The organism is Bradyrhizobium sp. PMVTL-01 (assembly GCF_051861855.1).
In the GTDB taxonomy this organism is placed as follows: Bacteria; Pseudomonadota; Alphaproteobacteria; order Rhizobiales; family Xanthobacteraceae; genus Bradyrhizobium.
This window is the reverse complement of record NZ_CP193982.1, coordinates 7,987,992-8,010,641: the sequence shown is the minus strand read 5'-3', so window position 1 is coordinate 8,010,641 and position 22,650 is coordinate 7,987,992. Positions and strand designations below refer to the sequence as shown.

The 22,650-nt window shown below is 65.7% G+C and carries 25 protein-coding genes; 19 read left to right on the top strand and 6 right to left on the bottom strand.

Annotated features, from left to right (window positions below):
- The first annotated feature begins 105 nt into the window (after window positions 1–105).
- From ACRQ5Q_RS38645 to ACRQ5Q_RS38630, 4 genes are all read left to right on the top strand, one after another.
- Window positions 106–2,187: a methyl-accepting chemotaxis protein gene (locus ACRQ5Q_RS38645; protein WP_439395025.1), complete on the top strand. Its 2,082-nt coding sequence runs from the start codon at window positions 106–108 to the stop codon at window positions 2,185–2,187.
- Between the two features lie 123 nt (window positions 2,188–2,310).
- Window positions 2,311–3,249 (top strand): dihydrodipicolinate synthase family protein, encoded by a 939-nt coding sequence (locus ACRQ5Q_RS38640; RefSeq protein ID WP_439371498.1) that lies wholly within the window; start codon window positions 2,311–2,313, stop codon window positions 3,247–3,249.
- Window positions 3,250–3,593: 344 nt separating this feature from the next.
- Window positions 3,594–4,994, top strand: a complete 1,401-nt coding sequence (locus ACRQ5Q_RS38635; protein WP_439371497.1) for a selenium-binding protein SBP56-related protein — start codon at window positions 3,594–3,596, stop codon at window positions 4,992–4,994.
- Window positions 4,995–5,077: 83 nt separating this feature from the next.
- A complete protein-coding gene (locus tag ACRQ5Q_RS38630; RefSeq protein ID WP_439375736.1) occupies window positions 5,078–5,671 on the top strand; it encodes a hypothetical protein in 594 nt (197 codons plus the stop codon).
- Between the two features lie 3 nt (window positions 5,672–5,674).
- Here ACRQ5Q_RS38630 and ACRQ5Q_RS38625 read toward each other — a convergent pair whose 3' ends face one another.
- From ACRQ5Q_RS38625 to ACRQ5Q_RS38615, 3 genes are read right to left on the bottom strand one after another with little or no spacing between them, the layout of a single operon-like run.
- Window positions 5,675–6,373 carry a DUF1045 domain-containing protein gene (locus ACRQ5Q_RS38625; RefSeq protein WP_439395023.1) on the bottom strand — a complete coding sequence of 233 codons (699 nt, stop codon included), beginning with the start codon at window positions 6,371–6,373 and terminating at the stop codon, window positions 5,675–5,677.
- An 18-nt stretch (window positions 6,374–6,391) separates the two neighbouring features.
- Window positions 6,392–7,579, bottom strand: a complete 1,188-nt coding sequence (locus tag ACRQ5Q_RS38620; RefSeq protein ID WP_439395021.1) for an alpha-D-ribose 1-methylphosphonate 5-triphosphate diphosphatase — start codon at window positions 7,577–7,579, stop codon at window positions 6,392–6,394.
- On the bottom strand, window positions 7,576–7,830 hold the full coding sequence (locus tag ACRQ5Q_RS38615) for a hypothetical protein (RefSeq protein ID WP_439395019.1): 255 nt from the start codon (window positions 7,828–7,830) through the stop codon (window positions 7,576–7,578). Before ACRQ5Q_RS38615 ends, ACRQ5Q_RS38620 begins: the two co-directional genes overlap by 4 nt.
- A gap of 175 nt (window positions 7,831–8,005) precedes the next feature.
- Here ACRQ5Q_RS38615 and phnC point away from each other — a divergent pair, with 175 nt between their 5' ends.
- From phnC to phnE (ACRQ5Q_RS38595), 4 genes are all read left to right on the top strand, one after another.
- Window positions 8,006–8,815: a phosphonate ABC transporter ATP-binding protein gene (gene phnC, locus ACRQ5Q_RS38610; RefSeq protein ID WP_439395017.1), complete on the top strand. Its 810-nt coding sequence runs from the start codon at window positions 8,006–8,008 to the stop codon at window positions 8,813–8,815.
- Window positions 8,816–8,880: 65 nt separating this feature from the next.
- A complete protein-coding gene (gene phnD, locus ACRQ5Q_RS38605; protein ID WP_439395015.1) occupies window positions 8,881–9,816 on the top strand; it encodes a phosphonate ABC transporter substrate-binding protein in 936 nt (311 codons plus the stop codon).
- 78 nt (window positions 9,817–9,894) lie between these two features.
- Window positions 9,895–10,779 carry a phosphonate ABC transporter, permease protein PhnE gene (gene phnE, locus ACRQ5Q_RS38600; protein ID WP_439371491.1) on the top strand — a complete coding sequence of 295 codons (885 nt, stop codon included), beginning with the start codon at window positions 9,895–9,897 and terminating at the stop codon, window positions 10,777–10,779.
- Window positions 10,776–11,621 (top strand): phosphonate ABC transporter, permease protein PhnE, encoded by an 846-nt coding sequence (phnE, locus tag ACRQ5Q_RS38595; RefSeq protein ID WP_439395013.1) that lies wholly within the window; start codon window positions 10,776–10,778, stop codon window positions 11,619–11,621. Before phnE (ACRQ5Q_RS38600) ends, phnE (ACRQ5Q_RS38595) begins: the two co-directional genes overlap by 4 nt.
- 183 nt (window positions 11,622–11,804) lie before the next feature.
- Here the strand turns inward: phnE (ACRQ5Q_RS38595) and phnF are convergent, their stop codons facing one another.
- On the bottom strand, window positions 11,805–12,536 hold the full coding sequence (phnF, locus tag ACRQ5Q_RS38590) for a phosphonate metabolism transcriptional regulator PhnF (RefSeq protein WP_439371489.1): 732 nt from the start codon (window positions 12,534–12,536) through the stop codon (window positions 11,805–11,807).
- 117 nt (window positions 12,537–12,653) lie between these two features.
- Here phnF and phnG point away from each other — a divergent pair, with 117 nt between their 5' ends.
- The 9 genes from phnG to ACRQ5Q_RS38545 are packed head-to-tail and all read left to right on the top strand — an operon-like array spanning window position 12,654 to window position 19,620.
- Window positions 12,654–13,118 (top strand): phosphonate C-P lyase system protein PhnG, encoded by a 465-nt coding sequence (gene phnG, locus ACRQ5Q_RS38585; protein ID WP_439371488.1) that lies wholly within the window; start codon window positions 12,654–12,656, stop codon window positions 13,116–13,118.
- A 4-nt stretch (window positions 13,119–13,122) separates the two neighbouring features.
- Window positions 13,123–13,728 (top strand): phosphonate C-P lyase system protein PhnH, encoded by a 606-nt coding sequence (phnH, locus tag ACRQ5Q_RS38580; RefSeq protein WP_439395011.1) that lies wholly within the window; start codon window positions 13,123–13,125, stop codon window positions 13,726–13,728.
- A 3-nt stretch (window positions 13,729–13,731) separates the two neighbouring features.
- Window positions 13,732–14,835 carry a carbon-phosphorus lyase complex subunit PhnI gene (locus ACRQ5Q_RS38575; RefSeq protein ID WP_439395009.1) on the top strand — a complete coding sequence of 368 codons (1,104 nt, stop codon included), beginning with the start codon at window positions 13,732–13,734 and terminating at the stop codon, window positions 14,833–14,835.
- Entirely contained in the window at window positions 14,832–15,722 is an 891-nt protein-coding gene (locus ACRQ5Q_RS38570; protein ID WP_439395007.1) for an alpha-D-ribose 1-methylphosphonate 5-phosphate C-P-lyase PhnJ, read from the top strand. Before ACRQ5Q_RS38575 ends, ACRQ5Q_RS38570 begins: the two co-directional genes overlap by 4 nt.
- On the top strand, window positions 15,715–16,512 hold the full coding sequence (phnK, locus tag ACRQ5Q_RS38565; protein ID WP_439371484.1) for a phosphonate C-P lyase system protein PhnK: 798 nt from the start codon (window positions 15,715–15,717) through the stop codon (window positions 16,510–16,512). The genes ACRQ5Q_RS38570 and phnK overlap by 8 nt, the downstream gene beginning before the upstream one ends.
- Window positions 16,513–16,534: 22 nt before the next feature.
- Window positions 16,535–17,230 carry a phosphonate C-P lyase system protein PhnL gene (gene phnL, locus ACRQ5Q_RS38560; protein ID WP_439371483.1) on the top strand — a complete coding sequence of 232 codons (696 nt, stop codon included), beginning with the start codon at window positions 16,535–16,537 and terminating at the stop codon, window positions 17,228–17,230.
- Window positions 17,231–17,235: 5 nt separating this feature from the next.
- Window positions 17,236–18,393 carry an alpha-D-ribose 1-methylphosphonate 5-triphosphate diphosphatase gene (locus ACRQ5Q_RS38555; protein ID WP_439371482.1) on the top strand — a complete coding sequence of 386 codons (1,158 nt, stop codon included), beginning with the start codon at window positions 17,236–17,238 and terminating at the stop codon, window positions 18,391–18,393.
- On the top strand, window positions 18,390–18,986 hold the full coding sequence (gene phnN, locus ACRQ5Q_RS38550; protein WP_439371481.1) for a phosphonate metabolism protein/1,5-bisphosphokinase (PRPP-forming) PhnN: 597 nt from the start codon (window positions 18,390–18,392) through the stop codon (window positions 18,984–18,986). The genes ACRQ5Q_RS38555 and phnN overlap by 4 nt, the downstream gene beginning before the upstream one ends.
- Before the next feature lie 22 nt (window positions 18,987–19,008).
- Window positions 19,009–19,620 carry a pyridoxamine 5'-phosphate oxidase family protein gene (locus ACRQ5Q_RS38545; protein ID WP_439395005.1) on the top strand — a complete coding sequence of 204 codons (612 nt, stop codon included), beginning with the start codon at window positions 19,009–19,011 and terminating at the stop codon, window positions 19,618–19,620.
- A gap of 11 nt (window positions 19,621–19,631) precedes the next feature.
- Here the strand turns inward: ACRQ5Q_RS38545 and ACRQ5Q_RS38540 are convergent, their stop codons facing one another.
- On the bottom strand, window positions 19,632–20,363 hold the full coding sequence (locus ACRQ5Q_RS38540; protein ID WP_439395003.1) for an SDR family NAD(P)-dependent oxidoreductase: 732 nt from the start codon (window positions 20,361–20,363) through the stop codon (window positions 19,632–19,634).
- 393 nt (window positions 20,364–20,756) lie between these two features.
- On the opposite strand from ACRQ5Q_RS38540, the gene ACRQ5Q_RS38535 reads away from it, so the two are divergent.
- Complete coding sequence (locus tag ACRQ5Q_RS38535) at window positions 20,757–20,978, top strand: hypothetical protein (protein ID WP_439371478.1); 222 nt, start codon at window positions 20,757–20,759, stop codon at window positions 20,976–20,978.
- Between the two features lie 21 nt (window positions 20,979–20,999).
- Window positions 21,000–21,953 (top strand): aliphatic sulfonate ABC transporter substrate-binding protein, encoded by a 954-nt coding sequence (locus ACRQ5Q_RS38530; protein ID WP_439371477.1) that lies wholly within the window; start codon window positions 21,000–21,002, stop codon window positions 21,951–21,953.
- Between the two features lie 169 nt (window positions 21,954–22,122).
- Here the strand turns inward: ACRQ5Q_RS38530 and ACRQ5Q_RS38525 are convergent, their stop codons facing one another.
- Complete coding sequence (locus tag ACRQ5Q_RS38525; RefSeq protein ID WP_439371476.1) at window positions 22,123–22,626, bottom strand: DUF6496 domain-containing protein; 504 nt, start codon at window positions 22,624–22,626, stop codon at window positions 22,123–22,125.
- Window positions 22,627–22,650: the final 24 nt, after the last annotated feature.

Here is a 22,650-nt window from a genome sequence, read left to right as displayed (position 1 = left end):
GCGGCGCGGCAGGCCGGAAAGCGGGTGTTTGACGATAACCTTAACGAAACATTGGCATGTCGCGATGCAAGGTGGCCTCTATCGACGAATAGGCCCGCCTCGCTCATGGCACTTCTTAAGAAATCGGTAAGCACGCTCCTGCTGGTGCTGATGGCCCTCTTGGCTAGCGGTGCGCTGACCTGCACCGCAATCCAGATGGTCGGCGCCTTCGGCCGCTATAGCGAGAGCCTGGAGATGGCCCGCCTCGCTGCCGCGGACAAGGCGATCTTCCATGGCGTCCTCGCGCTTCGCCAGAATCGCGGCGACGCCCAGAGTGCCATCCTTGGCGAGGACGATCCCAAGGCAAAACTCGTCGAAGCCGAAAAGGCCGAGGAGGCCGGCTATGACGGCATCAGCGCCGCGCTCGCGACCGTCGATTTCGCGCGCCGCGATGAGCTCGCCAGCACGCTGAAGCAGCGCTGGAACGACGCCGCGCCGCAGTTCCAGCTGTTCTACGACGAAGCCAAGCGTCCGCGCGCCGAGCGCAAGATCGAGCGCACCAATTCCTGGTACGATGCCGTCACCAAGGTCATCGACACCGCGAACCTCGCCTCCGCGGCGGTGTCGAACCGCGCCTGGATGAACGATCCCTACATCGCGCGCATGATCCAGGTCCGCCGCTTCGCCTGGCAGGTGCGCGACCGCTATGGCATCCATTGCTCCTCGGTTCGCTCCAACGTCAACAGCAGCAAGCCGCTCGACGACGCCCAGAAGAGGTCGTTGGCGCAGTGGGATGGCACCATCACATCCGGCTGGGCAGGCATGGCGGAGCTACTGGCCGCGCCCGATGTGACGGCTGAATTGGTGACGGCCGCGTCGGACGCGAAGGCCAAGACCGATGGCGTGCTCAAGCAGATCGGGGACCTCACGAAGAATTTCGATGGCAGCGGCAAGCCCGCGATGTCTGCCTCGGAATGGAATGCGCTGTGCCAGTCCCCGTTCGCGCCCATCGTCGCCATCGCTAACAAGGCCCTTGACCAGTCGATCGCGCGCGCGGAGACGATCCAGGCCAAGGCCCTCACCAATCTCGTGGTGCAATCGCTCGCGTTCCTGCTGGCGCTCGCCGTGACCCTGGCCGGCGTCTATGTGGTGCGCAGCCGCCTGATGCGCCCGGTGCGCGCCATTCTTGACGCCATCGCGCGGATCGGCGCGCGCGATTATGCGACACCGGTTCCGCAGTCCAAATATCCCGACGAGTTCGGCACCATGGCGGCGGCGCTCGAAAGCCTGCGCGAAAGCGCGGCGACCGCGGAGCGTCTTGGCCAGGAGCGCGAATCGCAGCAGGCACTGCAGCTTGCCCGCTCCGGCACGGTGGATGCGGCGTGCCGCAGCTTCGACGATACCGTGCAGGCCGTCATTCACAGCGTTGTGGCGTCGACGAAGGAGCTCGATGCGACCGCAACCGGCGTGCGCTCGCTCGTTGCGGAATCGAGCAGCCAGACCGCGGCGGTGTCCTCCGCCGCCGAGCAGGCCACCAACAATCTGGAGACCATCGCGGCCGCGACCGAGGAGCTCTCCGCCTCCGTCGGCGAGATCTCCGCGCAGGTGCAGTCGAGCGCCCGCGAAGCCCGCGAGGCCGTGGCGCAGGCCGAGCAGACCAACGCGACGGTCGAGATCCTCGACCAGACCGCGAGCCGCATCAGCGAAGTCGTGAAGATGATCCACGCCATCGCCGGCCAGACCAACCTGCTGGCGCTGAATGCCACCATCGAGGCCGCGCGCGCGGGCGAGGCCGGCCGCGGCTTCGCCGTGGTCGCCGGCGAGGTCAAGAGCCTCGCGGCGCAGACCGCAACGGCGACCGAAGAGATCTCCCGCCAGGTCGAGGAGATCCAGGGCGCGACCGGCCAGGCGGTGACCGCTATCCGCTCCATCGGCGGCGCCATCAGCGGCATCGACGAGAAGATGACGGCGATTGCCGCCGCCGTCGAGCAGCAGCGCGCCGCCACCACCGAGATCTCGCGCAATTTCCAGCAGGCCGCGCAAGGCACCCGCGAGGTCACCGATACCATCGGCAGCGTCGCCAGGCTCAACCAGGAGACCGGCAATGCCGGCACGGTGCTCTCGGAATCCGTGAAGAAGATGTCGGCCGATGCCGATCGGCTCCGCGTCGCGGTCGAGGGCTTCCTTGGCACGGTGAAGACCGCGTAACTTCGCTCGTCCTCCATCCCAGCGTCGCGCGGGCATTGCCGCCGGTCCGCGCGGCGGCTACATCTGTGCCGCCGCGCCGCTTTCGCGAGGACAGACGCAAGACACCTGAGGATGGAGAGTTCGATGCCGGTCACCTCACACAAGGCCCAGCGCCCCTATCGCGGCGTGTTCCCGGTCGCGCCCACCATCTTCGACGAGCGCGGCGAGCTCGACCTCCAAGGCCAGCGTCGCTGCATCGACTTCATGATCGACGCCGGCTCGCATGGAATCTGCATCCTCGCCAACTTCTCCGAGCAGTTCGTGCTCACCGATGCCGAGCGCGAAACCGTGATGCATACGGTGCTGGAGCATGTCGCGGGCCGGGTTCCCGTGATCGTGACCACGACCCATTTCAGCTCGGCCGTCTGCGCCGCGCGCAGCAAGCAGGCCGAAGCCGCTGGCGCCGCCATGGTGATGGTGATGCCGCCCTATCATGGCGCGACCTTCCGCGTCCCCGAGAAGGGCATCGTCGAGTTCTTCAAGGTGCTCTCGGGCGCGATCAACATTCCCATCATGATCCAGGACGCGCCGGTCGCCGGCACGCCGCTGTCGGTCGAGCTGCTGGCCCGGCTGTCGTGCGAATTCTCCAACATCCGCTATTTCAAGATCGAGGTTCCGGGCGCGGCCGCAAAGCTCCGTAACCTGATCGAGGCCGGCGGCAAGGACATCGAGGGCCCTTGGGACGGCGAGGAGGCGATCACGCTACTCGCCGATCTCGACGCCGGCGCCACCGGCGCGATGACTGGCGGCGGCTATCCGGACGGCATCCGCCAAATCATCGATCCCTATTTCGCCGGCGACCGCGAAAAGGCGAAAGCCGCCTACGAGCGCTGGCTGCCGCTGATCAACTACGAGAATCGCCAATGCGGCCTGATCGCCTGCAAGGTGATGATGCAGGCCGGCGGCGTGATCAAGTCCGAGGCCGTGCGGCATCCCTTGCAGCCATTGCATCCGGCGACGCGCGCGGGACTGCTGGAGCTCGCCAAGGAGCGCGATGCACTGGCGCTGCGGTGGGGCAAGTAAGCCCCTCTGCCGTCATTGCGAGGAGCCCTTGCGACGAAGCAAAATCCAGACCGAATCTGCGGAGAAGGCCTGGATTGCTTCGCTTCGCTCGCAATCACGGAACCAGTTGAGCCAATTTCCCCCCACAACGTCGTCCCGGGCAAGCGAGCAGGCAACTGCCCCATTCTCGGCCGAAGGCGTCGAATTAGCGCGGTTCGGCCGGTTTCCCCCGGGCCGGCGATGACATATTCTAGGTTCGCCAACCGGCTCTGCGGAGCATCCCAAGACATCGCGTAAACACCTCTTCATTATGCCGTTATCCCGAGCCGGGTTGGAGCGAACCGACAGAACAGGGAGGCAGTGCCATGACGATGAGGCCGGATCCCACCTTTCACGCATCGCCCAAGCTTGCGATGGAAGCGCCTGCGGAGAACTTTGCCTACACCTTGCTGCTCAGTCCGGATTTCTCGAAGCCGGATGCTCTCGCGGTCATCGACGTCAAGCCGGGATCGCCGAGCTATAGCCAGATCGTTCACACCGTGACGATGCCCAACAGGGGCGATGAGTTTCATCATTTCGGCTGGAATGCCTGCTCTTCCGCCCTGTCGCCGCTCGCCGGACACGCCTTCATCGAGCGGCGCTATCTCATCATCCCCGGGCTGCGCTCGTCGCGGATCTACATCATCGATACCAAGCCCGATCCGACCAAGGCCAAGATCCACAAGATCATCGAACCGGAGGAGGTCTTCAAGAAGACCGGTTACTCGCGGCCACACACCATCCATTGCGGGCCGGACGGCATTTATGTGAGCACGCTGGGCGGCGGCGGCAAGGATGGCACCAACGGACCTCCAGGCGTCTTCATCATGGATTGCGAGACGTTCGAGGTGCTTGGACGATGGGAGATCGACCGAGGTCCGCAGACACTGCATTATGATTTCTGGTGGAATCTGCCGCGCGACTACATGGTGACGAGCGAATGGGCGTTGCCACCGCAGTTCGAGAACGGGATCGTCCCGGAAGATCTGCTTGCGAATAAATACGGCCATCGTCTCCACTTCTGGGACCTTCGCGCCCGTCGCAACGTCCAGACCATCGACCTCGGCGCCAACCATCAGATGGCGCTGGAGGTGCGGCCCGCGCACGATCCGGTTCGCGAATACGGCTTCGTCGGCGTCGTGGTCGACACCACCAACCTCGAAGCATCGATCTGGACCTGGTGGCGCGAGGGTGGAAAATTCCATGCCGAGAAGACGGCGACGATCCCTCCCGAACCCGCGCCCAAGGAGAAGCTGCCGCCGCTGCTGCAGGGATTTGGCGCCGTGCCGCCGCTCGTGACGGACATCGACCTGTCGATGGATGACCGGTTTCTCTATGTCTCGTGTTGGGGCACGGGTGAGATGCGCCAGTACGACGTCAGCGATCCCAGAAAGCCGAAGCTTGCGGGCTCCGTCCACATTGGCGGCATCGCACGCCGCACGCCCCATCCGAACGGCAAGGCCTTTGCAGCGGGGCCGCAGATGGTCGAGATCAGCCGCGACGGCCGGCGCGTGTACTGGACCAATTCGCTCTATTCCACCTGGGACGATCAGTTCTATCCCGACGGGGTTCCGGGCGTGGAGGTCATGGCCAATGTCGGTCGCAACGGCGGCCTCGAGCTCGACAGGGACTATTTCGTGAGCTTCCCCGACGGATATCGTGCGCACCAGATCAGGCTCGAGGGCGGCGATTGTTCGACCGACTCCTTTTGCTACCCGTCGGTCTAGATGGGACGCATGCGAGCCCGGCGCTTGGCTGGCTGTGGCTCGCGCTCGTTGCGAGCGGTCTCTACCACGGGGTCAATCCGGGAATGGGATGGCCGCTCGCGGTTTCGGCTGGACTCCTGGACAAGAGCCCTCGCGCGCTCTTCCGCGCGTTGTGGGCCCTGGGGGCCGGGCATCTCTTGGCCACACTTCTCGTGCTGCTGCCATTCGCGTTCCTGCTCGTGCTGGCCGCGTGGCAGCGTCCGATCCAGCTCTGTGCGAGCCTTCTCGTCATCGGCTTCGGCGTCTATCGGCTGATCGACCGGCGTCATCCGCGCGCGCTGGCACGAATTCCGCCAACGCAATTGGCGCTCTGGTCGTTTGCCGTCGCCATTGCTCACGGCGCCGCCCTGATGCTCGTGCCGATCTATCTCGGGCTCTGCCAGGCTTTCGATCTCGATGCGGGCCATGAGGCCGCGGGCACGCTGATGAAGGCAAATCTCGGGATGGCGGTGCTGGTGTCCCTGGTGCACGTGACCGCCATGGTCGGTGCCGGCGGATGTCTGGCGTGGCTGGTCTACCGCTATCTGGGATTGAAGTTCGTCTCGCGGAGCTGGTTCAACCTGGATGCAGTCTGGGCGGCCAGCCTGGTTCTGGTCGGCGCCGTGGCGCTCCTGTTCAATCTTGCGAGCTGGCGCTGATGTCTACCGCGCCAGAGCCCACTCGCCGACGATGCGAAAGCGCGCCTTGGCGCCATCCTGCCTGAACAGCGTGATGCGATTGATCTCAAGCGCATCGAGCCTCAGCGCCGCAAACCGGTCCCGCAGCATCGCCAGGATCGGCCCGCGCCGCTCCGCATCCAGCCGCCCCGTCAGCGTCATGTGGAAGCGGAATTCTTCCATCACGTAAGGATAGCCCCAGCGAGCGAGATAGTCGCGCTGCCGCTCGCTGAGCTTTTCGGGCTTGCGCCGCGCGCGTTCTTCCGCCGTCAGCGGCGCACGGTAGGCGTCGAAATTGCGGACGCAATCGGCGGCGAGCTCTTGGAGCGCTTCGACCGGCTCGGTCGGAATCACGGCGATGAACCCGCTGATGGCATCGACGACGGGGCGGATCACCGGAACGGGCCGCGCCTTGCCCGCGAAGGCGGCGCAGGCGGCCATCAGCCCGGCCTCGGTCTTGCCCGACGCCAGCGCCATCGGCGCCTTCAGCGTGGCGTGAAAGCCGTATTTGCGGGGATCGGCGCTGACGTCCCGCCAGTCCGGGACGACATGCAGTGCTTGCTGCGGAAACGGCAGCTCGTCACCGGTGTGGGCGTCGTAGCCGAGCAATTCGGCGCCGAACCGGGAGAGGGCGCTGTCGGCGCCTGCGGCAAAATAGATCGCGTAGCGGGGAAAACCTGTCATCACCTCAGCATAACCAATTTAGGCCGCGACGATAGCCTCGCGCGGCGCAGCGCTGAGCAGCCGCGTCGCATCGGTGAGATGCACGAGCTTTCCACCCGATATCACCGCGATGATCCGCGGCCGTAGCGGCACGCTGTCGTCGACGAGCAGAATATCGGCGCGGCGTCCCTCCGCGATCTCGCCGCGATCGGCGAGGCCGGTCGCGCGTGCGGGGCCGGCCGAGACCAGATCCCAGGCCTGCGTCAGCGGCAGCACGCGATCGGCGGCGAGGCGGAAGGCTGCGAGCAGCTGCGCGGGATAGTAATAGTCGGACGCCAGCACCGAGCAGAGCCCCTTGGCGATCATGTCGGATGCCTTGGTCCAGCCGGTGTGGCTGCCGCCGCGGACGACGTTCGGCGCGCCGTAGACGATGGCATCGCCATGGCCTGCCGCTGCGCGCGCCGTCTCTTCGTTGATCGGGAATTCCGCGATGTCGGCGCCCAGCTCGCGAAACTCCCGGCGCATCGCCGGGCTCGCATCGTCATGCGAGAGCATGCGCACCTCCGCTCCGCGGGCTGCGGCGGCGAGCCTCGATACCGAAGCCGGCACCTCGGCGGCGCGTGTGACCACGCGCTCGACCAGCCGGTCGAACGCCTCGCTCGACAGCCCCGTGCGCTCAACCATGCGGTTGCGCTTGCGCGGCTTGGCCAAGTCGGCCACGGTGCCGTCCATGTGGTCGTTGAAGGCGAACAGGTCGACGCGACCCTCTATGAGCCACTGACTGATCTCTGCCTCCGCGTCGAGATTGTAGGTCTCGTGGCGCAGATGGAAGCGGGTGTCGGCCGCGAATTGCGGACGCTGCCGCTCGATCGCCTCCATCAGTCCGCGCGCGTTGTCGGCGCTGCGCAGGCCCGGCTCCCACGAGCAGGTCGTGGCGTGGAACACGGTGGTGATGCCGTTGCTGATCGCCTGGCGGTCGCTGTCGGCGAGCGCGACGTCGATCGGGAAATCGACCCCGGCACGCGGCATCATCTGCCGCTCGAAGGCATCGCCGTGCAGATCGACGATGCCAGGCAGCACCAGCAGGTTGCGCGCATCGATCCCGAGCCGCGTCCGGCCGCGCGAGCCGTCGATCTCCGCGATATCAGTTCCGGACACGCTCAGAGAGGCTTCGACGATCTCGGTGCCGATCAGGGCCCGGCCGCCTTCAAGGAAAATGTCTGTCACGCGATTGCGCTTTTCTTGCTGCTGCGAGGGGAATTTGCTCGTGCTTCATACGCGGCGAGGAAATCTTCAATCCCGGGCTTGCGGAAATGGGGCAGGGCTTCACGCAACTTGTCGTGATCCCAGTCCCACCAGGCGAGCCTTGCGAGCCGGTCGGCGATCTCTTCCGAGAACCGCCGCGCGCCGAGCCGGGTCTCGTACAACTTGGCGGAAGCATTGATGGTCGGTCGGACTGAAAGCACCTTGCCGACCATGTTGCGTCCGAACGTTCGAGGGTAGGCAATCCTCTTCGAGGGACTTGATGACAATATCATGACGCAGCGATGACAGGGGATGAGGTGTGCAGGATCGCCGCATCGCAATGCGCGTGTCACACGAGTGTCAAGCGCCGGCGTTAGCGGTGGCTTCCAGCTACTCTGGAGCCCCTGCATGCTGGTGGTTGAAGGTCTGACGTGCCGCTTTGGCGCAAAAGCCGCGGTGGACGACGCTTCGTTTCAAATCTCCCCCGGCGGTTTCGTCGGTGTGATCGGACGATCCGGTGCCGGCAAGTCGACGCTGCTCCGGACCATCAACCGCCTGGTGACGCCGACGCAAGGGCGCATCCTGTTCGACGGCACCGACGTCACCGCGCTGCGCGGCAGCGAGCTGCGGCAATGGCGCGCCCGCGCGGCGATGATCTTCCAGCAGTTCAACCTGGTCGGTCGGCTCGACGTCCTCACCAACGTCCTGATGGGGCGTCTCGCCACCATGCCCGCCTGGCGCTCGCTGTCGCAGATCTGGCCTGAGCAGGACAAGGCGCTGGCGATGTCGGCGCTCGAACAATTCGACATTGCTTCGCTGGCGGCCCAGCGCGCCGATCAGCTCTCCGGAGGTCAACAGCAGCGCGTCGCCATCGCGCGCGCGCTGGTGCAGCAGCCCGACATCATCCTCGCCGACGAGCCGATCGCCTCGCTCGATCCGCGCAACACCAAGATCGTGATGGATGCGCTTTTGCGCATCAACAAGCACTTCGGCATCACCGTGCTCTGCAACCTGCATTCGCTCGATCTCGCCCGCACCTATTGTGACCGCCTGATCGGCATGGCCGCCGGCCGCGTGGTGTTCGACGGCGCGCCGTCCGCGCTGACTGATCATGTCGCGCGTGAGCTCTACGATCTCGAAGCCGCCGACGTCATGGGTGGCATGCCGGTCCCGACGCCCGAGGGCGTGCCGGCGCTGGGAACCGCCGCGGCGGCCTGAGCCGCGTCGCACCTGTTCAGTTGCCAGTTTTGAGTCAACCGACCCCAACCGATGAAGAGGGTATCATGATCACTCGCAGATTAATCCTTGCCGGCGCCGCCGCGCTTGCCTTCACCGCTTCTGCCTCCGCCCAGGACTGGAAAGCAAAATATCCCGAGCTGACCTTCGCGGTCATTCCGGCGGAAAACGCCTCGGGCGTGACCGAGCGCTGGGCGCCGTTCATGAGCTATCTCTCCAAGGAGCTGGGCGTGAAGGTCACGCTGCGCATCGCCAACGACTACGCCGCCGTCATCGAGGGCCAGCGCGCCGGTAACATTCATATCGCCAGCTACGGCTCGGCGTCGTTCGCGCGCGCCCGCCTGACCGGCGTCAAGACCGACGCCTTCGCCAACGACATCAACGCCGACGGCTCGACCGGCTATTACTCGGTGTTTTTCGTCAAGGCGAACAGCCCCTACAAGAGCATCGACCAGCTCAAGGGCAAGAACCTCGGCCTGGTCGACCCGAACTCGACCTCCGGCAACAACGTGCCGCGCTTCGAGCTCGACAAGATGGGCATCGCGGACGCCGACAGCTATTTCGGCAAGGTCGTCTTCACCGGCAGCCATGAGAACGCGATGCTGGCGCTGGCGCAGGGCACGGTCGATGTTGCCGCCAACCAGTGGACCAGCGACGACGATTCGACGCTGGCGCAGATGCTGACCAAGGGCATGCTGAAGAACGCCGACGGCTCGCCGATGAAGAAGGACGATTTCCGCATCATCCACAAGTCGGCGCCCATCATCAACGGCCCCTACGCCTACAACTCCGACCTCCCGGAGGAGGCCAAGGCGGCGATCGCGAAGGCGTTCTTCGACGCGCCGGCCAAGGACAAGGCGGCCTTCGACCGCCTCCAGGATGGCCAGAAGAAGGGTTTTCATCCCGCCACCACCAAGGATTGGGACGGCACGATCGAGCTGATCAAGTTCGTCGATGCGCTGCGTAAGAAGAAGGCGTCCTGAGCTTTCGGGACGAGCCACTTGAGCCGGGTCGATGGACCCGGCTCTTTCTCTTTGTGAACGACCACGCGCAATGACCCAATGACCGTAGCGGTTTCCATCCTTCCCGAGCAGCAGCTTGCCGCGCTGAATGCCGCCTATCGCCAGGCGGTCTCGCGCCGGCGGCTTCGTCTGCTGTTGGGCGCTGCGGTCTTTGCCGCAGCGCTGGTTCTCGCCGCGATCGGCGCCGAAGTGAATTTGCGCACGCTGTTCACCTATTTCGGCAACTTCGTCAGCTATTTCGACCGCATCCTCACGCTCGACAGCGGCCAACGGGTCTGGACCGATCTCGGCGAATGGCTGTGGGGCTGGCGCAAATGGCTGAAGATGCTGGGTGAGACGCTGCTGATCTCCTATGTCGGCACGCTGATCGGCGCGACCTTCGCCTTCGCCCTCAACTTCTTCGCGGCTGAAAACACCTCGCCCGCGTCCTGGCTCCGCTTCACGGTGCGGCGCCTGCTCGAATTTGCCCGCACCGTCCCCGGAATCGTCTTCGCGCTGGTCTTCGTGATTGCCTTCGGCCTGGGGCCAATGGCGGGCGTGCTGGCGATTGCAATCCACTCCACGGGCGCCCTGGGAAAACTGTTCTCGGAGATCGTCGAGAATGCCGACATGAAGCCGGTCGAAGGCATCCGCTCGACCGGTGCGAGCTGGCTCTCCTGCATGCGCTTTGCGATTCTGCCGCAGGTGACCGCGGGTTATGCCAGCTATGCGCTGCTGCGCTTCGAGATCAATGTCCGCGAAGCCTCAGTCATGGGCTTTGTTGGTGCCGGCGGCATCGGCCAGGAGCTCGTCGTCGCGATCCGCAAGTTCTACTATTCGGACGTCAGTGCCATCCTGCTCACCATCATCATCACCGTCTTCATCATCGACATCACCACCGGCTGGCTGCGCGGCCGCCTGTTCGGCAAGGAGGCGCGGACGTGACGCCGCAGGAGGTCGATACGCGCGAGATTCGCGCGCGTTATCCCGACGTGTTCGAAAGGCCGGCATCGGCGCGGCTCGCAACACCTGCGATGATCGTTGCGGCATTCGCGATCCTCACTTACGGCCTCGTCGATCTCGATTTCTCGCCGTCGCGTTTCTTCACCGGCCTCAGCCAGCTCGGCTGGATCAGCCTGATGATGATCCCGCCGGATCCCGGCTCCTCGCTGCCGGTCTATCTGGAGGCGCTGGGTGAGACGCTCTCGATCGCGCTCCTGGGCACCACGCTGGCGGCGGTGTTCGCGCTTCCGGTGAGCCTGCTGGCGGCGCGCAACGTCATACCCTCACAGATCCTGCGCTTTCCTGTTCGCCGTTTTTTGGATTCGATCCGAGGCGTCGACACGCTGATCTGGGCGCTGGTGTGGATCAACGTCGTCGGCCTCGGCCCGTTCGCCGGCGTGCTCGCCATCGCCGTGTCGGATTTCGGCGCATTCGGAAAACTGTTCTCGGAGGCGATCGAGGGCGCCGACCAGAAGCAGGTCGAGGGCATTCGCGCCTCCGGCGGGAGCGCGCTGCACGAGATCCGCTTCGGCCTGCTGCCGCAGGTTCTGCCCGTGATCGCCGGCCAGGTGCTCTATTTCATCGAATCCAACACGCGCTCGGCCACCATCATCGGTATCGTCGGTGCCGGCGGCATCGGCCTCCAACTCGCCGAGCAGATCCGCGTGCTGGAATGGCAGAGAGTGTCGTTCCTGATCCTGATGATCCTGGTCGCGGTCGCCGCGATCGATTTCATCTCGGGCAAGCTGCGGTTTGCAATCATCGGAAGGCGGGCGGTGGCCTGAGGTTTTCGCCTCTCCCCGCCTGCGGGGAGAGGCCGGAATTTGCGAAGCAAATTCCGGGTGAGGGGGACCCTCAGCGAGTCCGTCTCTCACCGTCATTGCGGAAGCGGCCCCTCACCCCAACCCTCTCAGCGCGAGCGAAGCTCGTCGCGGCCCGTAAGAACGGGGAGAGGGAGAACAGGCAACTCACCCGTTCTCCACCAGGAACTCCACCCGCTCCGCGGCAAACCGCGAATGCTTCGTCACCAGCGGCTTGCCGGCGAGATCGTGGTCGGTGGCGTCGACGACCAGGATCGGCCGCCCCAGCGGTAGGTCGAGCCGCGCGGCGTCGGTGGCGTCGACGATGCCGGCGGTGATCCGGGTTGCGCCGCGGCGATAATCGCGGACGCCAAAATGCTCGAGCAGCTTCGTCATCGAGCGCGTTGCGGCGAACACTTCGCCTGCGCCCGGAAACAGTTCCGCCGACAGCCAGGTGGTGGAGACACAGATCGGCGTGCGGTCGGCAAGCCGGATCGCCTCGATCCGCACCAGCGGCGCGCCGGTCTTCAGTCCCAGCTCCCGCGCCAGCTCGCGCGTCGCGACGTCATCGGTCGCCTCGATCAGCCGGCCATGCGGTTCGCGGCCATCGGCGCCGACGATCTCGGAGAAGCGTGTTCGCGAGCGCAACGGATAGGCGAGCTTCTGCGCCTCGACATAGGTTCCGCTGCCGCGCTCGGCACGCACCAGCCCACGCTCGGCAAGCGCGGCCAGCGCGCGTCGTACCGTGTGGCGGTTCACGCGGTAGGTTTCGGCGATCTCCATCTCGCCCGGCAACTTGTCGCCGGCCGCGAAGCGGCCGTCGGCGATGCCGCGCTCGATGCCGTCGGCAACGAGGCGCCACAGCGCGACGCCCGACGAGGCTGTGTCCTGCATGCTCATGTCGTCGGTGAGCCTAGCCCGAAAATCACATCTGTGTCACGAAACAGTCATGGCGCGCCCGTATGAAGTTGTCTATTATCATAGACAACTTGGATTCGGCAAGTTCTCAAAAGTTCGATGGATCAGGTGACCCAGCACAATAACCAGCAAGCCCAGCGCAAGGCCGCGATGGCCGTGCTGGCGCACGCGGAGGCGGGCGAGATCGCCGCTCGCCTGCGCGATCTCGCCCTGCCGGCTCATCAGAATCTGCGTGCGCCGGAGAACGGCCTCGTGATGCTGCGCGGCCGGGTCGGCGGCGACGGCGCACCGTTCAACCTCGGCGAAGCCACGGTGTCGCGCGCGGCGGTGCGGCTCGCGAGCGGCGAGGTCGGCTTCGGCTACGCGCTGGGGCGCGACGGTGAGAAGGCGCGGCTGATCGCACTGTGCGATGCGCTGGTGCAGTCCCGCGATTTCGGCGGGCTGGTCGAGCGCGACGTTATCGCGCCGTTGCGCGAGCAGCTGATGGTCAGGCGGACGCGGGCGGCGGAAGAGACCGCCGCGACGAAGGTCGATTTCTACACCATGGTGCGCGGTGAGGGGTGAGGTCATGACCACGATTGCGGAATTGCCGCCGGGCTTCGCCGACAAGGTCTTGTCGGCGCAATCGACCTTTCGTTCGGTCATGGATGCGATGGCGCGGCCGGGCTCCGTTCAGCGCATCGTGCCGATGGCGGGCGCGCCCGGCGTGATGATGCGCGGTACCGCCGCGATCGCGCTGACGCTGTTCGACCACGATACGCCGCTCTGGCTCGACGCGCGGATGGCGGAGAGTTCCGACGTGACCAAGTGGCTGAAATTCCACACCGGCGCGCCGGTCGTGCAGGATTCATCGGTGGCTTCATTCGCGCTCATCAGCGATGGCGGTGCGCTGCCCTCGCTCGAGCGCTTCGCGCTCGGCACCGGCGAGTATCCTGATCGTTCGACCACGGTGATCATTCAGGTCGACAGCCTCAATTCCGGCTGCAACTTCGAGCTGCGCGGTCCCGGCATCGATGGCTTCGCGACGCTGCAGGCGTCGATCAAGCTCGACCTGTTCGAGCGCCTGCATATGAACGAAGCACTGTTTCCGCGCGGCATCGACGTCGTGCTGGTCGCCGATGACGCCGTGGTCGCGATCCCCCGCACCACGCGCGTCGTGAGCAAGGGAAGCTGAAGCATGTATGTCGCAGTCAAAGGCGGCGAACGCGCCATCGAGAACGCCCATCGCCTGCTCGCGCATAAGCGGCGCGGCGATCAAAGCGTTACGGAAATCTCCCTCGATCAGATCTCGGAGCAGCTTGGGCTCGCAGTCGACCGCGTCATGAGCGAAGGCTCGCTCTATGACCGCGAGCTCGCGGCGCTCGCCATCAAGCAGGCGCGCGGGGATTTGATCGAGGCGATCTTCCTGGTCCGCGCCTTCCGCGCCACGCTGCCGCGTTTCGGCGCCAGCGAGCCGGTCGACACCGGCGCGATGCGGGTGCAGCGGCGCGTGTCGGCGACCTTCAAGGACATTCCCGGCGGCCAGATCTTAGGTCCGACCTTCGACTATTCACACCGCCTGCTCGACCCGTCGCTCGCTGAAGGTTTTGTGCCGGAGACGCCGGCGACGGCCGAAGCTTCCGCTGCGGCGACGCCGCGCGTCACCGACATTCTCGGCCGCGATGGGCTGATCGAATCCTCGCCGCCAGCCGAGGACGGCGCCAATGTCGGCGATCTCACCCGCGAGCCGCTGAATTTTCCGGCCGAGCGCGACCTGCGCCTGCAAAACCTCGCGCGCGGCGACGAAGGCTTTCTGCTGGCGATGGGCTATTCCACGCAGCGCGGCTACGGCCGCAATCACCCCTTTGTCGGCGAGATCCGCTTCGGCGAGGTCGAGGTCGAATTTCTCGCGGAAGACGTCGGCTTCGCCGTGCCGCTCGGCGCGATCGAGCTCACCGAGTGCCAGATGGTCAACCAGTTCAAGGGTTCTGCGAAGGAAGCGCCGTGCTTCACCCGCGGCTACGGCCTCGCCTTCGGCCAGAGCGAACGCAAGACCATGTCGATGGCGCTGGTCGATCGCGCGCTGCGTGCTCGCGAGCTCGGCGAGGAGGCGCTCGCCCCCGCGCAAGACGAGGAATTCGTGATGTCGCATTCCGACAACGTCCAGGCGACCGGCTTCGTCGAACACCTGAAGCTGCCGCATTACGTCGACTTCCAGTCCGAGCTTGGCCTGCTGCGCAAGCTGCGCCAGGAGTTCGCCGATGCCAATGCGCCCGACGCCATGAAGGAGGCCGCGGAATGAACGCGCCCGCCTACAACTTCGCCTATCTGGACGAGCAGACCAAGCGGATGATCCGCCGCGCGATCCTGAAAGCCATCGCGATCCCCGGCTATCAGGTGCCGTTCGCCAGCCGCGAAATGCCGATGCCCTATGGCTGGGGCACCGGCGGCGTGCAGGTGACCGCCGCGATCCTCGGACCCCAGGACGTGCTGAAGGTGATCGATCAGGGTTCTGACGACACCACGAATGCGATCTCGATCCGCAAGTTCTTCGCCAAGACCGCCGGCGTTGCGACGACGACGGCGACGGACGAGGCGACGGTGATCCAGACCCGTCACCGCATCCCGGAGACGGCGCTGCACGCGAACCAGGTGCTGGTCTATCAGGTGCCGATCCCGGAGCCCCTGCGTTTCCTCGAGCCGCGCGAGACCGAGACGCGGCGCATGCATGCGCTCGCCGAGTACGGCCTGATGCACGTGAAGCTCTACGAGGACATCGCCCGCTTCGGCCATATCGCCACCGCCTACGCCTATCCAGTCAAGGTCAACGCGCGCTACGTGATGGACCCGTCGCCGACGCCGAAATTCGACAATCCCAAGATGGACAATTGCCCGGCCTTGCAATTGTTCGGTGCCGGCCGCGAGAAGCGCATCTACGCGATCCCGCCCTACACCCAGGTGGTCTCGCTCGATTTCGAGGATCACCCGTTCGAGCCCTACCGCTTCAACGCGCCCTGCGCGCTGTGCGGCGCGGAGAACTCCTATCTCGACGAGATCGTGACCGACGACAAGGGCGGCCGCATGTTCGTCTGCTCGGACACCGACTATTGCGAGGGCCGCCAGGCCGCCGGCCATCACGGCAGCCTGAGTGCTGCTCCCTACAAGGAGAAGGCGGGCGCACATGGGTGATCTCGACGTGCTTGAAAACGACCAGCCGCTGCTGGTTGCGGAGTCGCTCAGCAAGTCGTTCGGCCGCATCGCCGCCTGCCGCGACGTGTCGTTCTCGCTCTATCCGGGCGAGGTGCTGGCGATTGTCGGCGAATCCGGCTCGGGAAAGTCGACCCTGCTGCAGATGCTGTCGGGCCAGCTCGCCCCGAGCTCGGGCCATGTGTCCTACCGGATGCGCGACGGCGCCACCCGCGATCTCGCCACCCTCGGCGAGGCCGAGCGCCGCTTCCTGTTCCGCACCGACTGGGGCTTTGTGCACCAGGATCCGGCGCAGGGCCTGCGCATGGCGGTGTCGGCCGGCGCCAATGTCGGCGAGCGGCTGATGGCGGTGGGCTGGAATCACTACGGCCGCATCCGCGACACCGCGTCGGACTGGCTCACCCGCGTCGAGATCGACACGGCGCGCATCGACGATGCGCCGCGCACCTATTCCGGCGGCATGCGCCAGCGCCTCCAGATCGCTCGCAACCTCGTCACCGAGCCGCGGCTGGTGTTCATGGACGAGCCGACCGGCGGACTTGACGTATCGGTGCAGGCCCGCCTGCTCGACCTCCTGCGCAGCCTCGTTGCCGAGCTACACCTCGCCGTCGTCATCGTCACCCACGATCTCGCGGTCGCACGCCTCTTGTCACATCGCGTGATGGTGATGAAGGGTGGCCGCGTCATCGAGACCGGTCTCACCGACCAGGTGCTCGACGATCCCCGTGAGCCCTATACCCAGCTCCTAGTCTCCTCGATCCTGCCGCCATGAACTTTACAATATGAGTTTTTCAATGACCGCCATGATCGACATCACTGACGCCGGCAAGACCTTTACGATGCACCTGCAAGGCGGCATCGAATTGCCGGTCGTCAGGGGCGTGACCTTCCAGGTCAATCCCGGCGAATGCGTCGTGCTCTCCGGACCTTCCGGTGCCGGCAAATCGTCGATCCTGAAGATGATCTTTGGCAACTACCGCTGCGACAGCGGCCGCATCGGTATCCGCCATCGCGGCGCGGTGGTCGATCTCGCCACCGCCGAGCCGCGGCAGGTGCTCAACATCCGCCGCTCCACCATCGGCTATGTCAGCCAGTTCCTGCGGGCCGTGCCGCGCGTTGCGACCATGGACGTCGTTGCCGAGCCGCTGATCGTCGATGGCTTGGCGCGAGCCGATGCGCAGGCGCGCGCCGGCGAGCTGCTGCATCGCCTCAACATTCCCGAAAGACTTTGGCAGCTTCCGCCCGCCACCTTCTCCGGCGGCGAGCAGCAGCGCGTGAACATCGCGCGCGGCTTCATCTCCGACCTGCCGATCCTGCTGCTGGATGAGCCGACCGCATCGCTCGATGCCGCCAACCGCGCCGTGGTGGTCGAACTCGTCGCCGAGAAGAAACGACAGGGCGTCGCCATGGTGGCCATTGTCCATGACGACGAAATCCGTCATTTGATTGCCGACCGCATCGTCGACGTCACCAGCTTTGCCGCCGCCTGAAGGACATGGAAATGAAGCCAAAGGACACAGTGATCGCCAACGCCAGGATCGTGCTGGCGGACCGGGTGATCGAGCAGGGCTGGCTCGCGCTTGCCGACGGACGCATCGCCGAGATCGGTGAGAGCAGGGCGCCCGCGGGCGCCGAGGATGCCGGCGGCGACCTCATCATGCCCGGCCTGATCGAGCTGCACACCGATCATCTCGAAGCGCATTACGTGCCGCGGCCAAAGGTGTTCTGGAATCCGGTCGCCGCCGTCATCTCCTATGACGGCCAGCTTGCGACCTCGGGCATCACCACCGTGTTCGACTCGCTCCGGGTCTGGCGCGAGGACGGGGCGGAGGAGGTCGATGGCCGCGCCGGCGTGCTCGCCGCCGCGATCACCACTGCGCGCGAGGCCAGCCTGCTGCGCGCCGACCACTTCCTGCACCTGCGCTGCGAGATCCCGATGCCGAGCGTGGTCGAGGAAGCGAAGGAACTGGTCGACCGACCCGACGTCAAGCTGATGTCGCTGATGGACCACACCCCTGGCCAGCGCCAGTTCCGCGACGAGATCAAGCTGCGCGACTATTATCGCGGCAAGGGCGGCGGCAAGACCGACGCCGAGCTCGACGAGCTGTTCGCAAAGCGCTTCGAATATCAGAGGCTCTACGCCGCCGCCAACATGCGCGAGATCGTTGCGCTGGCGCATGAGTACAGGATCCCGCTGGCGAGCCACGACGACACCACCGAGGAGAACGTCGCGGATGCCGTGCGCGACCGCGTGTCGGTGGCGGAGTTCCCGACCACGCTGGAGGCCGCGCGCGGCCTGCACCAAGCCGGCATCGACATTCTGATGGGCGCGCCGAACGTTGTTCGCGGCGGCTCGCATTCCGGCAACATCGCCGCGGTCGATCTCGCCCGCGAAGGCCTGCTCGACATCCTGTCGTCGGACTACATCCCGTCCAGCCTCCTGATGGCCGCGCTGCAACTGCCGGAGCACGTGCCCGCGATCAGCCTTCCGGCGGCGGTTCGCACCGTGACCAAGGCACCGGCCGAGGCGGTTGGCCTCACCGATCGCGGCGAAGTCGCAACCGGCAAGCGCGCCGATCTGATCCGCGTGCACGTTGCCGGCCGCGTGCCGGTGGTCCGCAGCGTCTGGCGCGAAGGATACCGCGTCGCATGAGGGAGACCGCGACCATGGCCGAGGGCGAGGCGGGTGCGATCGGCCCCGGCCGGCTCGTGCTCGTGGTCGGTCCCAGCGGTGCCGGCAAGGATACCTTGCTGCGGCTGGCGCAAGTGGCCTGCAGCGACGATGATGACATCGTCTTTCCGCGCCGTGTCGTGACGCGCGCCTCCTCGGCCGATGAAGACAATATCGCGGTGAGCCCCGACGAATTCCGCCGCGCGCGCGAGCACGGCGATTTCGCAGTGCACTGGGAGGCGCACGGCCATTCCTACGCCCTGCCGCTCGAGATCAACGATGACATCCGCGCCGGCCGTGCGGTCGTCGCGAACGTCTCGCGCACTGTGATCGGCGCGCTGCGCCGGGCTTATGCCAATGTCGTGGTGGTCGCGATCACGGCGCCGCCGGAGGTGTTGGCCCAGCGGCTCGCGGCGCGCGCCCGGCACAGCGACGGCAACATCACGGAGCGGCTGTCGCGCAGCGTGGACGATGCGGCGGCGCAAGCCGACGTCACCATCCTCAATGCCGGTGGTGCCGACCATCACAGTCGCCAGCTGGTGCGCGTGATCAGGAATGAAGGCTGGCACGAATAGCCGGCACGGGAGGGAGAGTGCAATGACGGTGATCGAAACGGTCCAACAGCTTGAAGCCATCTACGGCGTCACCAATGACGCCTCGATCGTGAAAGTCGCCGACCACGTCACGCCGCTCTACCGCGTCTTCATCGAAAAGGCGCCGTTCGCCGCGCTCGCGACCATCGGGCCCGAGGGCATCGACTGCTCGCCACGCGGCGATCTGCCCGGCTTCGTCCGCATCCATGATCCCAAGACGCTGATGCTGCCGGACCGCCGCGGCAACAACCGAATCGATTCGCTGCGCAATATCGTGCGCGATCCCCGGGTGTCGCTGATGTTCCTGATCCCCGGCTCCGGCAACGCCGTGCGCGCCAACGGCCGCGCGCATCTGTCGATCGATCCGGAGCTGCTGGCCTCGTTCAAGGTCGAGGGCAAGGCGCCGCGCAGCGTGATGGTGATGAACGTGGAGGAAATCTACTTCCAGTGCGCCCGCGCCATCGTCCGCTCCGACCTCTGGAATCCCGACAAACGCGTCGATCCGAAGACCCTGCCGACGCCCGGCCAGATCCTCGCCGAGATGAGCCAGAACACGGTCGGCGGCGCGGAGTATGATCGCATCTGGCCGGAGCGGGCCGCCGTGACGATGTGGTGAGGCGCCGCCCTCTAATTAAACGCCATCCCGCCACTCAGCGCGATGGTCTGCCCGGTCATGTAGGCATTGTCGACCAGCAGCATCACGGCCTTCGCCACCTCATCCGCGGTGCCGAAGCGGCCGAGCGGGATGCGGCTGACGAGGCCGGGCTGGCCGCTCATCATGTCGGTCTCGATCAGCGACGGCGCGACCGCATTGACGGTGATGCCCTCCTTCACCAGCCGTGCTGCATAGCCGCGGGTCAGGCCCTCCATGCCGGCCTTGGATGCATTGTAGTGCGGCCCGATCGAGCCGGCACCGCGCGCCGCGCCCGAGGAGATGTTGACGATGCGGCCCCATGTCCGCGCGCGCATGGACGGCAGCACCGCCTGCGTGCACAGGAACGCGGATTTCAGATTGACCAGGATGGTGCGGTCGAAATCGTCCTCGGTGAGATCGTCGATGCCGCGCGTGATGGCGATGCCGGCATTGTTGACGAGAATGTCGACCGGCCCGAGTCCGGCCGTGACGCGATCGACCATCCCGGTCACGGCGTCGGCTTGCGAGACGTCGGCGGCGACGACGATAGCGCGGCCACCCTGCTTGCCGATCTCGCCGGCCAGCTGCTCGGCCTGGCCCATTGTCTCACGGCAGTTGATCGCCACGGCCGCACCTGCTTCGGCCAGCGCACGACAGACGGCCGCGCCAATTCCGCGCGATCCGCCGGTCACGAGCGCCGTGCGCCCCTTCAGAGCATCCGCCATGCCTGGAACCTCCCCAATCATCGGCCTTCTGGTTGCTCGAAGCATATCATGCTTGCCGCTCGCGCGCGTTGAACTCATCGCGAGATGAATCCGTCTGCCGGCACTTGCGGCGGGAGAAGCGCTCAAGCGCGCCGGTCGCAAATATGGATAGCCATTTCATTGACCAATCGTGTCAATCGCTCGATATTTGCAACATCGAAACTGCTCGACGAGCCTGAAGCCGCACCATGACAACCGATCACCAGCGCAAATCGAACGACATGCAAGCATGCATGAGGCGGCGCTGTTTCTCGGCGGCAACGGGCGCCTGTTGTTGTTGCTGACCGTCTCCTAGCAGCTCCCAACACCGAAAATCCCACGACAGGAACGCCGAACCTCGGCGAACGAGCAGTCATGTCCCAGACCCAGTCCAACGCCTACATCATCGAGATCCAGGACCGCGCCGCCGGCATCATCACGAGAGATGAGCGCGGCTTCCGCTTCTTTTCCTCCGAGCGACTGTTCGACAGTCTCGAAGGCCGCCAGTTCCGGTCGGCGCGCGAGGCCGAGCGCGCCGCCCGTGCCGTGTTCTCCGAGCGTAGCCGTCGCGCGAACTCGCAATTCTTCGCCAACTGATCCCACCGAAAGGACCGCGTTATGATCACCCGACGACACATTCTGGCAACGACGCTCCTGCTCGCGACCAGCCTGGCCGCGCCCGCGCGCGCCGAGGACAAGCCTGCGGAAATCCGCATCGGCACGCAGAAGGGCGGCTTCTTTCCGGCGGTCCGTCAGCGCCAGACACTGGAAAATGCGTTCAAGCCGCTGGGCATCGAGATCAAGTGGGTCGATTTCCAGTTCGGTCCGCCGCTGCTGGAAGCCATCAATGTCGGCAGCGTCGATTTCGGCTATGTCGGGGACTCCCCGCCGATCTTCGCGCAGGCCGGCGGCGCCAGGATCCGCTACGTCGCCGCAGTGAAATCCGAAGGCAACACCCAGGCGATCATCGTGCCGAAGGACTCGGCCATCAAGACGCTCGCCGATCTCAAGGGCAAGCGCGTCGCCTTCGGCAAGGGCTCGAGCGCGCATAATTTGCTCGTCGCTGCGCTCGAAAAGGCCGGCCTGTCCTGGTCGGACATCACGCCGGCGCCGCTGGCGCCGGCCGATGCGACGGCGGCCTTCGTCAAGGGCTCGGTCGACGCCTGGTCGATCTGGGATCCCTATCTGGCGCTCGCCGAATTGAAGGAGAACGCCCGCGTCATCGCCTTCGACAAGGACGTGCACAAGCCGAATGCGTTCTACATCGCCAATACGGATTTCGTCGAAAAATATCCGGCGCTGGTCGCGAAGCTCAACACGACTTTCGCGTCCGAAGGCGTCTGGGCCAACCAGCACCACGAGGACGTCGCCAAAGCGCAGGCGGACGCGACCGGCGTCGACATCGAGGCCGTCAGGCGTTTCGTGGATCGCTCCAACTTCCGCGTCGTACCGCTGGATGCCGAGATTGTCGCAAGCCAGCAGGCGGTCGCTGATCGTTTCGCCAAGCTCGGCCTGATCCCGAAGCCGGTCACCGTCTCCGACATCGTCTGGAAGTGGACGCCGGGTTCCTGAACCGTGCCAACGCATATTACTTCGCGCCGGCGGTCTGTGCGCGCGCCTCGTCCTTCGAGACGGCGCTGACGTGCCGCCAGCACCCCGCGCTCCAAGGCGGGTGTCTCGAAGGATGCGCCGCGGGGAGGTCGTCTCTGATGCGATCGTCTCGAACTGGCCGACGGTGGGATCAGTTCCGGCGGCGCGCCCTGGTGCGCGCCGCCTTCTTTGCGGCGGCGGAGCGGACCCTGGCGCCCTTGGTGTGGCTCGCTTTCCGCGCGGCGGCTGAGCGGGACGCTGCGGTTCGACGGCTTGCCGCCTGCTTGGCCTGTTTCGACAGCGCGCCGCGCGATGCCGTCGAGCGTGGCTCCTTTTTCAGGACGTTCTCGACGGCGCGCGATACTCTCGGCCGACGCTTCGGCGTGCGTTTGCCCTGGCCGACCTCGTAAGCGTATTTGGCGCCACGGCGCGTCGACTTCTTGGCGCGTCCCTTGCGCGGCGGCGGCAGATCGACGCCGGCGCGCCGTGCCTCGGACAGGCCGATGGCGATGGCCTGCTTGGTCGAGCGCGCGCCGTGCTTGCCCTTCCTGATCTTGTCGATCTCGTCCTTGACGAATTCGCCGGCTTGCGTGCTGGCCGACTTGCCGGCACGCTTGTGCTGCCTGGCTTTGCGGATGATTTCCTGTCTTGGCATGGTCGAGTTCCCCTTCTGGTTGAG

What these genes read in the sequence shown, in the direction of transcription:
- ACRQ5Q_RS38530 (WP_439371477.1), top strand. Translation starts at nt 21,000, where the DNA reads ATGATCACCCGACGACACATTCTGGCAACGACGCTCCTGCTCGCGACC.
- phnG (WP_439371488.1), top strand. Translation starts at nt 12,654, where the DNA reads ATGGATCAGGTGACCCAGCACAATAACCAGCAAGCCCAGCGCAAGGCC.
- ACRQ5Q_RS38630 (WP_439375736.1), top strand. Translation starts at nt 5,078, where the DNA reads ATGGGATGGCCGCTCGCGGTTTCGGCTGGACTCCTGGACAAGAGCCCT.
- phnE (WP_439371491.1), top strand. Translation starts at nt 9,895, where the DNA reads ATGACCGTAGCGGTTTCCATCCTTCCCGAGCAGCAGCTTGCCGCGCTG.
- ACRQ5Q_RS38535 (WP_439371478.1), top strand. Translation starts at nt 20,757, where the DNA reads ATGTCCCAGACCCAGTCCAACGCCTACATCATCGAGATCCAGGACCGC.
- phnN (WP_439371481.1), top strand. Translation starts at nt 18,390, where the DNA reads ATGAGGGAGACCGCGACCATGGCCGAGGGCGAGGCGGGTGCGATCGGC.
- phnD (WP_439395015.1), top strand. Translation starts at nt 8,881, where the DNA reads ATGATCACTCGCAGATTAATCCTTGCCGGCGCCGCCGCGCTTGCCTTC.
- ACRQ5Q_RS38555 (WP_439371482.1), top strand. Translation starts at nt 17,236, where the DNA reads ATGGAAATGAAGCCAAAGGACACAGTGATCGCCAACGCCAGGATCGTG.
- ACRQ5Q_RS38625 (WP_439395023.1), bottom strand. Translation starts at nt 6,373, where the DNA reads ATGACAGGTTTTCCCCGCTACGCGATCTATTTTGCCGCAGGCGCCGAC.
- ACRQ5Q_RS38575 (WP_439395009.1), top strand. Translation starts at nt 13,732, where the DNA reads ATGTATGTCGCAGTCAAAGGCGGCGAACGCGCCATCGAGAACGCCCAT.
- ACRQ5Q_RS38540 (WP_439395003.1), bottom strand. Translation starts at nt 20,363, where the DNA reads ATGGCGGATGCTCTGAAGGGGCGCACGGCGCTCGTGACCGGCGGATCG.
- phnC (WP_439395017.1), top strand. Translation starts at nt 8,006, where the DNA reads ATGCTGGTGGTTGAAGGTCTGACGTGCCGCTTTGGCGCAAAAGCCGCG.
- ACRQ5Q_RS38635 (WP_439371497.1), top strand. Translation starts at nt 3,594, where the DNA reads ATGACGATGAGGCCGGATCCCACCTTTCACGCATCGCCCAAGCTTGCG.
- phnK (WP_439371484.1), top strand. Translation starts at nt 15,715, where the DNA reads ATGGGTGATCTCGACGTGCTTGAAAACGACCAGCCGCTGCTGGTTGCG.
- phnL (WP_439371483.1), top strand. Translation starts at nt 16,535, where the DNA reads ATGACCGCCATGATCGACATCACTGACGCCGGCAAGACCTTTACGATG.
- phnH (WP_439395011.1), top strand. Translation starts at nt 13,123, where the DNA reads ATGACCACGATTGCGGAATTGCCGCCGGGCTTCGCCGACAAGGTCTTG.
- ACRQ5Q_RS38645 (WP_439395025.1), top strand. Translation starts at nt 106, where the DNA reads ATGGCACTTCTTAAGAAATCGGTAAGCACGCTCCTGCTGGTGCTGATG.
- phnF (WP_439371489.1), bottom strand. Translation starts at nt 12,536, where the DNA reads ATGAGCATGCAGGACACAGCCTCGTCGGGCGTCGCGCTGTGGCGCCTC.
- ACRQ5Q_RS38570 (WP_439395007.1), top strand. Translation starts at nt 14,832, where the DNA reads ATGAACGCGCCCGCCTACAACTTCGCCTATCTGGACGAGCAGACCAAG.
- ACRQ5Q_RS38640 (WP_439371498.1), top strand. Translation starts at nt 2,311, where the DNA reads ATGCCGGTCACCTCACACAAGGCCCAGCGCCCCTATCGCGGCGTGTTC.
- ACRQ5Q_RS38525 (WP_439371476.1), bottom strand. Translation starts at nt 22,626, where the DNA reads ATGCCAAGACAGGAAATCATCCGCAAAGCCAGGCAGCACAAGCGTGCC.
- ACRQ5Q_RS38545 (WP_439395005.1), top strand. Translation starts at nt 19,009, where the DNA reads ATGACGGTGATCGAAACGGTCCAACAGCTTGAAGCCATCTACGGCGTC.
- ACRQ5Q_RS38615 (WP_439395019.1), bottom strand. Translation starts at nt 7,830, where the DNA reads ATGGTCGGCAAGGTGCTTTCAGTCCGACCGACCATCAATGCTTCCGCC.